The organism is Pseudomonas sp. URMO17WK12:I6, assembly GCF_003253625.1.
Taxonomy (GTDB): domain Bacteria; phylum Pseudomonadota; class Gammaproteobacteria; order Pseudomonadales; family Pseudomonadaceae; genus Aquipseudomonas.
In genome coordinates, this window is sequence record NZ_QKYZ01000009.1 from 208244 (window position 1) to 221992 (window position 13749).

At 58.8% G+C, this 13749-nt stretch carries 11 protein-coding genes; 7 read left to right on the forward strand and 4 right to left on the reverse strand.

Annotation, left to right across the window (positions count from 1 at the left end):
* The first annotated feature begins 18 nt into the window (after positions 1 to 18).
* Positions 19 to 912: a DMT family transporter gene (locus tag F475_RS18280; protein WP_018929922.1), complete on the forward strand. Its 894-nt coding sequence runs from the start codon at positions 19 to 21 to the stop codon at positions 910 to 912.
* On the opposite strand, the gene F475_RS18285 is transcribed toward F475_RS18280, so the two are convergent.
* From F475_RS18285 to recQ, 4 genes are all read right to left on the reverse strand, one after another.
* The gene (locus F475_RS18285) at positions 906 to 1193 is read right to left on the reverse strand and encodes a SelT/SelW/SelH family protein (RefSeq protein WP_007895010.1); all 288 of its coding nucleotides are present in this window, start codon (positions 1191 to 1193) and stop codon (positions 906 to 908) included. The genes F475_RS18280 and F475_RS18285 overlap by 7 nt on opposite strands.
* Before the next feature lie 66 nt (positions 1194 to 1259).
* Positions 1260 to 3062 (reverse strand): FimV/HubP family polar landmark protein, encoded by a 1803-nt coding sequence (locus F475_RS18290; RefSeq protein WP_111454440.1) that lies wholly within the window; start codon positions 3060 to 3062, stop codon positions 1260 to 1262.
* A gap of 127 nt (positions 3063 to 3189) precedes the next feature.
* A complete protein-coding gene (locus F475_RS18295; protein WP_018929920.1) occupies positions 3190 to 3624 on the reverse strand; it encodes a MarR family transcriptional regulator in 435 nt (144 codons plus the stop codon).
* 119 nt (positions 3625 to 3743) lie between these two features.
* The gene (gene recQ / locus F475_RS18300) at positions 3744 to 5870 is read right to left on the reverse strand and encodes a DNA helicase RecQ (protein WP_019648061.1); all 2127 of its coding nucleotides are present in this window, start codon (positions 5868 to 5870) and stop codon (positions 3744 to 3746) included.
* A 284-nt stretch (positions 5871 to 6154) separates the two neighbouring features.
* Between recQ and F475_RS18305 the strand changes: the two genes are divergently transcribed.
* The 6 genes from F475_RS18305 to F475_RS18330 all read left to right on the forward strand — a co-directional run bounded on the left by F475_RS18305 (position 6155) and on the right by F475_RS18330 (position 13582).
* Positions 6155 to 6742 (forward strand): YecA family protein, encoded by a 588-nt coding sequence (locus tag F475_RS18305; RefSeq protein WP_007938492.1) that lies wholly within the window; start codon positions 6155 to 6157, stop codon positions 6740 to 6742.
* 10 nt (positions 6743 to 6752) lie between these two features.
* The gene (locus tag F475_RS18310) at positions 6753 to 7148 is read left to right on the forward strand and encodes a YbaN family protein (protein ID WP_018929918.1); all 396 of its coding nucleotides are present in this window, start codon (positions 6753 to 6755) and stop codon (positions 7146 to 7148) included.
* A gap of 150 nt (positions 7149 to 7298) precedes the next feature.
* Complete coding sequence (lapG, locus tag F475_RS18315) at positions 7299 to 8006, forward strand: cysteine protease LapG (RefSeq protein WP_064619589.1); 708 nt, start codon at positions 7299 to 7301, stop codon at positions 8004 to 8006.
* Positions 8007 to 8029: 23 nt separating this feature from the next.
* On the forward strand, positions 8030 to 9970 hold the full coding sequence (gene lapD, locus F475_RS18320; protein ID WP_111454420.1) for a cyclic di-GMP receptor LapD: 1941 nt from the start codon (positions 8030 to 8032) through the stop codon (positions 9968 to 9970).
* 139 nt (positions 9971 to 10109) lie between these two features.
* Positions 10110 to 12779, forward strand: a complete 2670-nt coding sequence (locus tag F475_RS18325; protein WP_064619595.1) for a hypothetical protein — start codon at positions 10110 to 10112, stop codon at positions 12777 to 12779.
* Between the two features lie 434 nt (positions 12780 to 13213).
* Positions 13214 to 13582 (forward strand): DUF6124 family protein, encoded by a 369-nt coding sequence (locus F475_RS18330; protein WP_018929914.1) that lies wholly within the window; start codon positions 13214 to 13216, stop codon positions 13580 to 13582.
* Positions 13583 to 13749 lie beyond the last annotated feature (167 nt).

Consider the following 13749-nt stretch of genomic DNA (forward strand, 5'->3'; position numbering starts at 1 on the left):
CGTTATTCAAGGACTGCAATGACTCCCCGTACCGCCCTTGGCGCTCTGCATATCGGTGCACTGATGTTCGGCCTGACCGGCGTGTTCGGCAAACTTGCCGCCGCCTCACCGGCGATCATCGTGTTCGGTCGTGCCGCGTTTGCCGTCCTCGCCCTGGCGTTTTTCGCCCGGTTCGCCAGTAATACCCGTTGGCAGGCACTCGACGCCGTGGACTGGCGCCGCCTGTTGCTCAGCGGCTTGCTGCTGACCGGACACTGGGTGAGTTTCTTCATTGCGGTGAAGGTGGCCGGGGTGGCGATCGCGACCCTGGGCTTTGCCAGTTTCCCGGCGTTTACCGTGATCCTCGAAGGGCTGATTTTCCGCGAGCGCATCCGCGCCAATGAAATCTTGCTGGTGGTGCTGGTCAGCATCGGTTTGGTACTGGTCACACCGGACTTCGATCTGGCCAGCGGCGCCACCACCGGCCTGTTGTGGGCAGTGGCCTCCGGTCTGCTGTTCTCCCTGCTGTCCCTGACCAACCGCGCCAGCTCCGGGCGAATCCCGCCGGTGCAGGCGGCGCTGTGTCAGAACGTAGTGGTTGCGATCTGCCTGCTGCCGGTGGCGATGCCGCAGTTGAGCGAAGTACGCGCCATCGACTGGCTGTGGATTGGCCTGCTCGGGGTGTTCTGCACCGGCGTCGCTCACAGCCTGTTCGTCGCCAGCCTGGCGGTGATCAAGGCCCGGACCGCGTCAGTGGTGTTTGCCCTGGAGCCGGTTTACGGCATCACCCTGGCCTGGTTGTTGTTCGATGAAAACCCGACGCTGCGCATGCTGATCGGCGGCGCGTTGATCATCGTGGCCATCGTGGTCTCCAGCCGGTTGTCCGGCGGTTCAAGCCACAAGACCGTTGCCGCGCAAGCGCCGTCTCACTGAGTGCGGTCGTTGTGGCCCAGGTCGCGGTCCGGATCGATCTGATCGCGGACCCGCTGCTTGAGCACCTTGGCCTCGGGGAAACCGCCGTCGGCCTTGCGTTCCCAGAGCTGCACATCGTCGCAGAAAATGTGGAATACCCCACCAGTACCGGGCACCAGGGATACTTTGCCCAGGTCGTCGCCGAAGGTGCTGAGCAGCTCCTGGGCCAGCCAGGCGGCGCGCAACAGCCATTGGCATTGCGTGCAGTAGGTGATGACGATTTCCGGTTTACGTGCGGTCATGATTGGCAAAACTCCTCTGCCTGAGGGGTTGCCATAATAACCGCAAAGGCTGCGATCTTTTGATCTTCAGCGAATACCCGCCAACAGCGTTCGGGCCGTCTCCTTCAGTGGTTCGTCGCCTTCCTTGAGCAACTCGTTCAGCAGCTCGATGGCGCTGTCCAGATCGCCGTCGTCAATACAGGTCTGGGCCTGTTCGAGTTTGCCCGCGCTGCTCGGCTCGACCGGTTCAAGATCCATCAACTCAGCATTCAGCGGTTCAAGCTCCAGCGGCTGGCCGGGATCGCTGAATTCGTTGAGAAAAGTTTCGTCCAGAGATTGCGACTCAGGTTCCGCGACCCATTCAAGCTCGGGCTCATCCAGCGTCGGCTCGTCGGGTATTTCGAAGACATCGGGCAACACATGCAGGTTCGACGTGAACCCGGGCTCGTCTGCCGGTGATGGCTCATTCGATGGTTTGGTGCTGGGCGGTGAGTTGTCGAAGGGGCTGATCAGGTCCCAGTTCGCATCCATCGACAGGTCGTCGAGGTTCAGCTGAAACTCATCGCTCGGTGCCGCTGGGATTGCAGGCGTGGACGGAGCCACTGCCACCGCGGTGGCCACCGGCACGGCATCGATCAGTTTCGGATGGCGGCTGCGGATGTCCTGAAGTTGCTGTGTGTCAAACCCGGCGTCACGCAGGCTACTTTCCTGCGCGTCATACGCTTGCACGTCACCCTGCTTACCAAGAACCTCCAGCAGCTGCACGGCCAGGTCGGTGCGCTGGGGTTCCTTGACCAACGCCTCTCGCAACAGTCCGGCTGCCTCGGACAATCGGCCATAGGCGAGGTAGATACTAACCCCCTCCAGCACGTCGCCTGCGACAGTCTCATCCGCCGAGCCGGCCACCGATCGCGCCTGGGTGGCTGGCCTGGCCGGTTCTGCCGTGCGGCTGAGCACCGGTTCATGACGCGACGGCTGCACGGGTAGCAGCTCGGGTAAGGCCTGAACCTGCTGTCGTCGACGGCGAATGAACACTGCGAGCGACACCAGGGCCACCAACGACAGCAACCCGATGATCAACGGCCAATGGGATGCTTCGGACGTCTCGACAACCACCGGAACCGGCGCCGGCACCTCGGGTGCGGCAGGCACCGCCGACGCCTGTTTGACTTCCGTCAGTTGGGTTTGCAGCTCAGTCACCTGTTTTTTCTGAACGGCGATCTGCTCGTCCTGCGCCTGCAGCTTCGCATTGAGTTCATCGATGGTCTTTTGCAGCTGCTGGTTTTGCAGCACGCTGGTGGCCAGTTGTTCGGCAACAGGATCACTCGCCGGCGTAGCGGCTGATTTATCGACATCAGGCTTGGGTGCCGAACTATTCACCGCAGGTGGCGGTGCAACAGCCGGTTCAACAGACGGGAACGCGGAATCCTGAGGGCTCGGCGCGGGGTCGTCGTTGACGGGAACAATCCCAGGTGAACCCGGCGGATCGATCAGCACGGTGTACTCGCGCAGCAAACGCCCATTGGGCTGATTGAGCTGCACCAGAAAATTCAGAAAGGGTTCCTTGACCGGCTTACTGGACGTCACCCGGATCAGGTTGCGGTTGCCCCGCAGGATCGGCGTGAACTTCAGGTTATTGAGGAAGAACACCCGCTCGACACCGGCGCGGCTGAATTCTTCCGCCGTCGCCAGGCTGACCGACAGCTCGCCCTCCTCCAGCCCCCCAACGTCCACCAGGGCGATATCGGCGCTGAACGGCTGGTTGAGCGCCGAATGCTGGGTGATGTCGCCCAACCCGAGCGCAGGAGCCAATGCCGAGTATGTGACAGCACCACCAACCAGCAACAACCTGGCGCAACACCGCAATACGACTTGCCAACTCTCGAGCATGAGCATCCCTTAATAACCAGAACCAACCTGTACGTGTTCGCACATCCGGTACGAACACGATATTGCCTAGTAGTTCTTTATAGTCTGCCCAACGGGGTATCTCAAAAGTCCGACGCGTGGTTGTGCCTCAAGATTTTTCCAGGTTGCCCAGGATGTGCGCGTGGACACGCATGCAGACCTTCAAATCCGCCTCATCAACGCCTTCGAACAATTCGTGGCGCAGTTGCGTGGCAATGGTTTCAATTTGTTCGATCAAGGGGCGGGCCGGGGCACAGAGGACGATTTTTTTCGCCCGACGGTCTTCCAGCACCGATTGGCGTTGCACCAGGCCCTGACTTTCCAGGCTATCGAGCAGTCGAGCCAGGGTAGGCCCTTCGACGCCGACGCTTTGCGCCAGTTCACGCTGGGTGGGAGCATCATCGAAACGCGCCAGGTGCAGCAGCACCAGCCAGCGCGCCTGGGACAGGCCCAAGCCAGCCAGTCGGCGGTCCAGTTCGGCACGCCAGCCCCGAGACATCTGGGCCAGTTGCATGCCAAAGCGGTGTTGATCGGTTAACGGCATAAAACACTCATGGTTAGACTGAAATAGAGAAAAACTAATTATTAGTCAGCTAAGCATGACCTTTGGCTATAGGCAAGGTTTGCTCTGTACTGAATCGTTACATCTGCGCGACAGATCATTCAAATTTCGAACTCCGACTGCAGCGCGGCACGAACGCAATACAAAACGCCTTCCGGCACCCGTCCTGCGAACAACGCGGCGATCTCCGCCACCGGCGGCAACTCGCCTTCGCCGTCGAGGAAGGCGTCCTGAACTTCGCCCATCAACTCTTCGGGCAGGTCCAGCGCCTGTTCCAGTGACAGCTGCTGCTTGCCGATGGCCTCGGCGAGCATCGTGTAGACGTTCTTTTCCGAGCATTGCAGCTGACCGGCGATCTGCAGCGGTGTCATGCCGGCCCGGGCCAGCGTGATCAGCTCGTGGCGCACATCGGCCACCACTTTCGGCGCCTCGACCTGACCGCCGAGCACTTCGAGGAAAGCCTCGCCGTAACGTTCCAGTTTGCGCGCGCCGACACCGCTGACCGTGGCCATTTCCGCCAGCGAGGTCGGCTGGCTGCGGAGCATTTCCAGCAGCGTCGAATCGGGGAAGATGACATACGGCGGCACGCCATGTTCTTCGGCCAGTTTGCGACGCAAGGCACGCAGGGCTTCCCACTGTTCGCGCTCCTCGAAGCGGACCAGTTGGCTCGCCTGGCTCTTGCTGCTTTTAGCGGTGGTTTGCGGCTTGAGGTCGCGGCGCAGTTCCAGGGTCACTTCGCCCTTGAGCAGCGGCCGGCAGGTATCGCTCAGGCGCAGCCCGCCGTAGCCTTCGAGGTCGATGTCCGCCAGACCGCGGGCAACAAGTTGTCGGAACAAGGAGCGCCATTCACTTTCGCCCAGCGCTTTGCCTACGCCGTATACCGACAAATGCTGATGACCGAAACTGCGGACCTTTTCGTTGTCCTTGCCCAGCAACACGTCCACCAGATGGCCGACGCCATAACGCTGACCGGTGCGGTAGATCGCCGACAGCGCCTGGCGGGCCGGCTCGGTGGCGTCCCAGGTCTGCACGCCGTCGACACAGTTGTCGCAGTGGCCGCAGGGCTCGGGCATGTCTTCGTCGAAGTACGCCAGCAGGGTCTGGCGGCGGCAGCGGGTTTCCTCACAGAGCGAGAGCATGGCGTCGAGTTTGTGCTGCTCCAGACGCTTGTGGCGTTCGTCGCCTTCGGAGTTTTGCAGCATCTGCTTGAGCATCACCACGTCTTGCAGGCCGTACGCCATCCAGGCATCCGCCGGCAGACCGTCACGACCGCCGCGACCGGTTTCCTGGTAATACGCCTCAAGGGACTTCGGCAAGTCGAGGTGAGCCACAAAACGCACGTTGGGCTTGTCGATGCCCATGCCGAACGCCACGGTGGCGACCATGATCAGGCCTTCTTCGTTGAGAAAGCGCTTCTGGTGATGCGCCCGGGTTTCGTTGGCCAGACCGGCGTGGTACGGCAGCGCCGGGAAGCCTTGCTCACTGAGGAACACCGCCACTTCGTCGACCTTTTTGCGCGACAGGCAGTAGACGATGCCGGCATCGCTGCGCCGTTCGGCGAGGAACGCCAGCAACTGCTTGCGCGGCTGTTCCTTGGGCACAATGCGATAAAAAATGTTGGGACGGTCGAAACTCGACAGGAAACGCTCGGCATCCTGCAGATGCAGGCGATCGACGATTTCTTCCCGGGTACGCTTGTCGGCGGTGGCGGTCAGGGCAATGCGCGGGACGCTGGGGAACAATTCCGCCAACTGGCCCAGTTGCAGGTATTCGCGGCGGAAATCGTGGCCCCATTGGGACACGCAATGCGCTTCGTCGATGGCGAACAGGGCGATTTCGAGGCTTTGCAGGAAGGCCAGCATCCGTGGCTGAACCAGGCGTTCAGGCGCGAGATAGAGCATTTTCACCTCGCCGCGCTTGATCCGTGCAGCAAGATCACGCTGCTGCTCGGCGCTGAGGGTGGAGTTCAACGACGCCGCGGCGACGCCCAGCTCTTCGAGGGTGGCGACTTGATCGTCCATCAGCGCGATCAGCGGCGACACCACCACCGCCAGGCCTTCGCGCAGCAGCGCCGGCACCTGGAAGCACAAGGACTTGCCGCCCCCGGTAGGCATCAGCACCAGGGCGTCGCCGCCACTGGCCACGCGCTCAATGATTGCACCCTGACGGCCACGGAAACTGTCGTAGCCGAAGATGTCCTTGAGGACGCGTTGAGCCTGTTCGAGCATAAAAACTCCAAAAATCACCGAAACATCCCTGCAAGGCTGGTTCAGAACCACGAAAGCTGCACAAACAAATCGTAAGTGCGCATTGCATGACGCTGCATATTTCAGCCGTGACGCCAGCAGGGCATCACAAAACGCGCGAGTATACCCGAGCCCTCCCTTGCAAAGGGCGCCGCTGATAAGACGCACACAAGCCAACCGCGGGAGCAAATATGCCGCGCGGCTGGCCTGAGCGCTCAAGAAGGCCTAGAATTCCCGCATCGTATATTCCCCAAGGTAGCCCTTTAATGTCCTTCGCTGAGCAACTAACCCGCCTGCAAGTCTTCCTCGACGCCGACGAGCTGCATGACGAGGCGCTGGACTACGTGGCCGCCCACGGCTACCTCACTGCGCTGTCGATCTGCTCCGAAAGCGTTCCCGATCGCGAATGGATCGACGCGCTGTTCGCCGAAGAGCCGCATTACGCCGACGACACCGAGCGTGAAGCGATCGAATCCACCCTGGTGCTGCTCAAGGCTCACATCGCCCGCCAACTGGCGTCCGACGAAGAGTTCGAGCTGCCGTGCGACCTCGACCTGGGTGATGACCCGGACGATTCCGACCTGCGCGGCTGGTGCATCGGTTTCATGGAAGGCGTGTTCCTGCGCGAAGCCGCCTGGTTCGAAACTGCCGAAGACGAAGTCAGTGAAATGCTGCTGCCGATCATGGTCGGTTCGGGTCTGTTCGACGAACAGCCTGAGTTCTCCGACATAGCGGCCGACGCCAACCTGATGGACGACATGATCGTGCAAATCCCGGAAGCCCTGACCGCGCTGTACTTGCTGTGCAACGCGCCAGACGAAAAACCGGCGATCCTCAAGCCACGTCACCACTAAGGTTTTGCCTATGGACAACCCCATAGGCAACCGCCCCCTGATGTTGCGCTACGTGCTGCTGGCCATCGGCTGGCTGAGCGTAGCGCTGGGGGTGATCGGGATTTTCCTGCCGGTGCTGCCCACCACACCGTTCCTGCTGTTGGCGGCAGCCTGCTTCGCCCGCAGTTCGCCGCGTTTCTATCACTGGCTGGTTGAACATCCACGGCTTGGACCCTGGATTCGCGACTATCTGGACGGCAACGGCATTCCGCTCAAGGGCAAGGTCTACACCATCGGGTTGATGTGGACGAGCATCCTGTTCTCCTGCTACCTGGTGCCCCTGCCGTGGGCGCGCGGGTTCATGCTGACCAGTGCGGTGCTGGTGACGGTTTATATCCTCAAGCAGAAAACCCTGCATAAACCCTGATTCCTATCTATGGCTCGAGTCTTTTGTGGCGAGGGAGCTTGCTCCCTCGCCACAGGAAACAACCCGCCGACATCCTTTCGTCCGACGACCTACCCGACCGCCCCGTAAACACCGCCTAGACTTCAGACATCTGCACCCGAGCAGCCAGACATGCCCCGCAGTCCGCGTAGTCCAGGATGGTCAACGCTCCGACTTCGGTTCGGCGGATGGCTGCTGCTGGCGAGTTTTCTACTGGCCGGGTTGGGCAGTGCCTGGGCCGACTGGGATTTTGCGCAGGTTCTGCAAACGGCCGAAAAACGCTACGGCCCCCTTGGCGAGGCACAGGGACGGATCGAGGCCTGGAGCCAAATGCTGCAAAGCGAACGCAACCAGCCTGAGCGCGAACAACTGAACGCGGTCAATCACTTCTTCAATCAGCGACTGAGTTTTCAGGATGACACGCGCATCTGGCATCAGACCGATTACTGGGCCACGCCCGTGGAGTCCTTGATCAAAGCCGCAGGCGACTGCGAAGACTTCGCCCTGGCGAAATACTTCAGCCTGCGTCACCTCGGGATTCCCAGCGAAAAACTACGCATCACCTACGTCAAGGCCCTGACCCAGAACCAGGCGCACATGGTGTTGACCTTCTACAGCAGCCCCACGGCCGATCCGCTGGTGCTGGACAACCTGATCGACGAGATCCGCCCCGCCTCCCAACGCAAAGACTTGCTGCCGGTGTACGCCTTCAACGCCGAAGGCCTGTACTTGCCGGGAGCCAATGGTGGTAAACGCAGCAGCGACTCGAAAAAACTGTCGCGCTGGCAAGACGTATTGAAAAAGATGCAAATCGAAGGGTTCGCCGTGGGCGAAGGCTAGCCGCCACTGCAAGGAGTGTTTTCATGTCACTGCGCAAACAGTTGTTCCTCGCCATTTGCCTGTTCTTGCTGGTGGCCTTCAGCGGCAGTTTTTTTGTCAGCCTGGAAAGCTCCCGTGAACAGATGCTCAGTCAGTTGCGCTCCCACGCCCAGGACGCCGCCACGGCGCTGGGCCTGTCGTTGACCGCGCAGATCGAAGACCCGGCGATGATCGAATTGATGGTCAGCTCGATTTTCGACAGCGGCTATTTCAGCAGCATCCGGGTCATCAACATCGATAATGAACAAGTGCTGGTGGAGCGCAGCGTACCAGCGCAAATCGAGGGTGTACCCGGCTGGTTCGTCAGTCTGGTGAACCTGCGCCCACAAGGTGGCGATGCACTGGTCACGCGTGGCTGGGACCAGGCAGCCCGGGTCGAAGTGCTGAGCAACCCGCAGTTCGCCCTGGCCAAACTCTGGGACAGCACCCTTGGCAGCCTGATCTGGCTGCTGATTTGCGGACTGCTCAGCGCCGTGTTTGGTGGCTGGCTGTTGCGCCGGCAGCTGCGGCCGCTCGACAACATGGTCAAACAGGCGGAAGCCATCAGCAAACGCGAGTTCCGCAGTTTGCCGAAACTGCCGCGTACGCCGGAGCTCAAACGCGTGGTGCTGGCCATGAACCAGATGGTCGAAAAACTCAAGGCGCTGTTCGCCGAAGAGGCCGCGCGCAGCGAAAAACTGCGCTCCGAATCCTATCAGGACAACCTCACGGGCCTGGCCAACCGGCGTTTGCTGGATGAACAACTGGCCGACCAATTACTGGATTCCGAGCAAAGCCGCGACGGTCATCTGCTGATGCTGCGGATCAACGACCTGATCGGCCTCAATCAACGCCTGGGTGGCCAGCGCACCGATGCCCTGATCAGCGCCGTCGGCGAGTTGCTCAAGCGCCTGACGCAACCTGCGGAACGTCGTACCTGGCTCGCGGCGCGCAATCGCGGTGGCGAATTCAGCTTGCTGACGCCGGGTCTGGACAGTAGGGGAGCCGCGCGCCTGGCCTCCGAAATCAGCGCCACCCTGGAAAACCTGCGCCTGACCGGCGCCAGCGACTGCATGCCCGTGGCGCATCTGGGCATCGTCGCCTACCACCCGGGCGAACCGGCAAATGATGTGCTGCTGCGCCTCGACCAAGCGCTGACCCAGGCCCGGCAACATCCCGAGCGGCCATGGATATACCAGGCCCAGGTCGATACTGCGCCGAATCACTCTCAGCATGATTGGCGCAACTGGATCGACGATGCGCTGACCGAGGGCAAGATGCAGTTGTATTTCCAACCGGTGGTGCAATGCGCCGACACCAGTCAGGTGCTGCACCACAAAGTCCTCGCGCGCTTGCTCGACCCGCAGGGCCAGGCCGTTGCCGCCGGGCATTTCCTGCCGTGGATCGAACGCCTCGGCTGGTCGGCGCGGTTCGATCTGGCGATGCTCGAAACCACCCTCGAATACCTCGCCGCCAACCGCTGGCCGCTCGCGCTGAGCCTGTCCGGCAGCACCCTGCGCGACCAGACCCAGCTGAAACTGATCTGCGACATACTCGAATCATTGCCGGAACTGGCGCCTCTGCTGACCCTGGAAATCGACGAACACCAACTGCCGCCCCCCGAAGAACTGCAACGCCTGAGCCACAGCCTGCTCAACACCGGTTACCGCATCGGTTTGCAGCATTTCGGCGGCAGCTTCAGCCAGATCGGCAACCTGACGCAGCTGGGGTTGGCGTACTTGAAAATCGATGGGGCGTACATTCGGGGTATCGATGAGCAGAGTGACAAGCGGTTGTTTATCGATGCGATATACCGGGCGACCAACAGCATTGATCTGCCGTTGATTGCGGAAATGGTCGAGACCAAAGGGGAACTGGAGGTGATCCGGGAGTTGGGGCTATTTGGGGTGATGGGGCGGTTGATCGGGCCACCGGAGCCGATGTGAGGGGTATGACCACTCGTCTAAAACCTGTGCGCACCTGTCAGATCTGACAGTAGGCAAACACTCACGCCGATTATCTAATCCTTCCGTATCGGTGCCGCCCAATCGGGCAGCCGGGCGCCTCTATGGAAGGTATGCATTCATGAACAGCCCCCTGACAAACGCTGACCTCGCCTCCAATGGACAAGTCGTTGTATTCCCGCCCGATCGCGGCATCGGCGTGCTGGCCGTAGACCCGCCCTACCCGCCGGGCTACAAACCGCAGAGCGACGGTGCGTTGGGGATCAACATCAACATGGTGCACGGCGACCGAGACGGTTTGCTGGTTTACATCCTGGCCTATCTGAACATGGCCATCGGCGACTACATCACGGTTTACATCGAAACAAAAAACGCTCCCGTCGCTGAATTTTCCGTCACCGAAGCCCACTTCGATGCCGAAGGCAACGCGAAAAACATTCCTTTCTATATTTCCGCCACAGACATGGAAGCCAGGTTTGCACCGCTGCTATCGGAGAACAAGCAATTCTGGTTCGAAGTTGAGCGTGTGAGCGGAAACGACACCGAACAATCGCCACCTGTGCCGCTGTTTTATAAATACCCGGCGCCGGGTGAACCGGACACAGACGGCGGAAAACCCTTCAACCAGGGCCTCAAGCTGCCCGTCGCTTCGGAATCCGTCATTGATAAAACCGTGGTCGATGAAGGCATGTTCGTGACCGTGCTGGCGTATTACAACCAGCAAATCGGTGATGTGGTCGTACTTGCCTTTGGATCGCTGCTCCTTGAGGCCACCGTCACTGCGTTGGGTGATGTGGTCTTTGAATTGACACCTGAAATGCTCGCCAAACTGCCGCTCACCTCTACGGTGATCGTACGCTGGGAGGTGTTCGATGTCGTGGAGAATTCGAGCGGCTGGTCGGACTCGCTAACTCTTACGTTCAAACCCGGCATTGTGTTGCTGACGGCACCGATTTTCGAACAGGCCGATCCCGACAATGTGGTAGATCACGATCTGCTCATGGGCGATCCCATGGTGATACTGGTCACCGGTGTATTTGCGCAACATGATGAGATCGCACTGACCCTGGAAGCGCTCACCAGTGGTGGCGATCCCGCCAGCCACACGTTCCGTGTGACGCTGACTGCCGCGACCAGATCCGTGAAAATCCCTGTTCTAAACGAGTGGGTACGCAATCTCATCAGGGGATCGGCACGGGCGTCCTACACATTGACCAAAGGGGGCAACACCCAGCTTTCGAAACCCGCCGACGCCACTTTCAGGGGCAAGTCCTTGCCTCTGGGTCTGGCTATAGTTGAGCCGCTGGTAGACGACAAACTACCGGTCGACACTGGCAGGGCCAGGGTAAAAGTTGCTGACTATTGGCCGTTGAAAAAGGGCGCCAACGTTACCCTTCACTGGCAAACTACCGATAAAGACGGGATCAAGGCCCTGTTCATTTTCAAACTCATTATCGAGGATCCGACACAGCCAATCATATTTGAGGTGTCAGACAAGTACATCGCCCCTTATGCCGATACGCCTTTGACGGTGCAATGCACAATAAAAAATCCGGGGGAGATGGAGGTCTTTTCGGAACTACTTCAGTTAATGTTTGGAGAGGAAGCGATTGAAGAATTGCGGCCGCCATTCCCCGTACCGCCGGCTACCATGGTCATCGATTTACTGGAAGTACCGAATGGAATTACCGTTCGAATTGAATATCCGACCGCCAGGACAAATGATAAAGCGCAATTTATAGACGCGACTCCCCTGCCGGGTGACAAACCCTTTTCTGAGCAGCGAATCAATGAAAACAAACGGGCCAACTTAAAACTCAGCTCCGCATTTCTTTTGGCCCGCATGAATAGCGAAATAAAGTTGTATTGGACGTTGATTCGCGACGGAAAATCAGTTGGGAAATCGTTACCCCTGGCACTGAAAATTGAGCCGATTGTCGACGGTGATATTCGATTGGGAGTTCCCATCATCGATCAGGCTGATAGTGCGCAGACCTTGGATATCAATGAATTCGACGGTGATGCCACCATCACTAAAACTTCATGGCCGCTTCGGGGTGGAAATTATCATATCGACATAACGGTCATCGGAACCGGAAACAATGGAATCCCCCTTGTTATTCCCGTAGTGACAGAAGGTTCCTTGACACCTGAGGAAGAGACAAATGGATTCACCAGAACACTGTCACGTGCGCAACTGTTACTGCTGCAGGATGGTTCAACCCTCCATGTAGAAGTCAAAGCCAACGTCAAGGGACAAAAGCCCATAACGATCACATTCCCAACATCCATAAAATATATCATCAAGAACAAACAGCCGATATTGTCGGAAAACTTCGATCACCGCCCTACACAACTAATAGCACCCGGCGGAAGTATCTCACTAGATAGCATGACCATTACGTTTCCGGCAGGGAACGGTTATTTGGGAATAACTTCACTAGCCAATGTTATCACCGGCCCTTACCCTCAGTTACCGGGCTATTGCTATGGGCAAATTCTGGAGATGCATTGGCAGGCAAGTGGAACAGCACAACATATGCGCATCAGATTTAACTGGGGCTATTCTTATGTCAGTTTTTGGTGCAGATTCGCCCAATTTAATGACCTCTCGGTTTTATTTTTAGATAAAGCGGGAAACTCGTTAAATCATATTTATCTCGCCAATAATTTCGGCGTGCAGCCTGTCACTTACTCCACCCCTTCCCACAACTACATCTGGGGTATAGAAATCCGGACTCCAAGAATGGACCTCATTGCTCTAGATTATTTCGAAATGCGTCGCAAGTAAGTGTTGATAAACACTGGTGAAGACAGGGACGTATTTGTTTATCGCTTCAGGTCTTAATCCAAACTCTGAGTGAGATAAACATGAGTGTTTAAAAGACATCTCCAGACACTCACTCAGGCTACACATCCTTGCGCAGTTGCCTACGACTGCGCCAGAATCCGCCGGCTTGTGCGCCTAAGGGTCGGGTTCTATTGTTTCCCGGTCGCTGACAAATCAGCGATCGGGTTTAGCGACCCGAACCTTTGTAGGCGCAACAGCGCTCCAAACTCTCTTGCAGATTGTTCATGTCTGCGATTGATGTCATGGCGGCTGTGCGCGGGAGACCTTCGGGTCTGCCGGGCGCCTACACCCGGTTCGCTAACCTGCGTGCAGCCGCCACCCTTACCTGTTTAGCGACAGGTCTTGGTGGCTCCATTTCCTGTAGGAGTTTCACCATGTTCAAAATCACACCCAACCCACCCGAAACCGACGACGTTTCCCCTTACGAAACCCCGGACTCCAAAAAACTCAACGAAGCCGCCGAGCGCGCCCTCGATTACTACCTCAAACCGTCCGCCCCCAAGCCCCCACGCAAGCCGAGCACGATTTACACCGTTGCCCCGGACATCGACATCGAAGAGCTACTGGCCAATGCCTGCGAGTCCTTTGCCTCGGCCAAGGTGATCGCCAGTGACTGTGCCGGTTTTCTGGAGGGGCCGCAGCGCAATACGATATTGGGCGTCGCGCAGCTCATCATGTTTGGTGAACTGGCGGTGAGTCGGGCGCTGGACAGTCTGGAACTGAAGGCTGACCCGGCCCTATGACCTTAGGTCAAACGCTGCCCCCTGTGGCGAGGGAGCTTGCTCCCGCTCGGCTGCGCAGCAGTCGTAAACCCTGTACATACGGTCTACTTGATGCAATTGGTCGAATGGTTTTGGGGTCGCTTCGCAGCCCAGCGGGAGCAAGCCCCCTCGCCACATGAGGTGTATCC

Excerpts from the sequence above, each read along its gene's own strand:
- F475_RS18280 (WP_018929922.1), top strand. The coding sequence starts at position 19 with ATGACTCCCCGTACCGCCCTTGGCGCTCTGCATATCGGTGCACTGATG.
- F475_RS18285 (WP_007895010.1), bottom strand. The coding sequence starts at position 1,193 with ATGACCGCACGTAAACCGGAAATCGTCATCACCTACTGCACGCAATGC.
- F475_RS18290 (WP_111454440.1), bottom strand. The coding sequence starts at position 3,062 with ATGCTCGAGAGTTGGCAAGTCGTATTGCGGTGTTGCGCCAGGTTGTTG.
- F475_RS18295 (WP_018929920.1), bottom strand. The coding sequence starts at position 3,624 with ATGCCGTTAACCGATCAACACCGCTTTGGCATGCAACTGGCCCAGATG.
- recQ (WP_019648061.1), bottom strand. The coding sequence starts at position 5,870 with ATGCTCGAACAGGCTCAACGCGTCCTCAAGGACATCTTCGGCTACGAC.
- F475_RS18305 (WP_007938492.1), top strand. The coding sequence starts at position 6,155 with ATGTCCTTCGCTGAGCAACTAACCCGCCTGCAAGTCTTCCTCGACGCC.
- F475_RS18310 (WP_018929918.1), top strand. The coding sequence starts at position 6,753 with ATGGACAACCCCATAGGCAACCGCCCCCTGATGTTGCGCTACGTGCTG.
- lapG (WP_064619589.1), top strand. The coding sequence starts at position 7,299 with ATGCCCCGCAGTCCGCGTAGTCCAGGATGGTCAACGCTCCGACTTCGG.
- lapD (WP_111454420.1), top strand. The coding sequence starts at position 8,030 with ATGTCACTGCGCAAACAGTTGTTCCTCGCCATTTGCCTGTTCTTGCTG.
- F475_RS18325 (WP_064619595.1), top strand. The coding sequence starts at position 10,110 with ATGAACAGCCCCCTGACAAACGCTGACCTCGCCTCCAATGGACAAGTC.
- F475_RS18330 (WP_018929914.1), top strand. The coding sequence starts at position 13,214 with ATGTTCAAAATCACACCCAACCCACCCGAAACCGACGACGTTTCCCCT.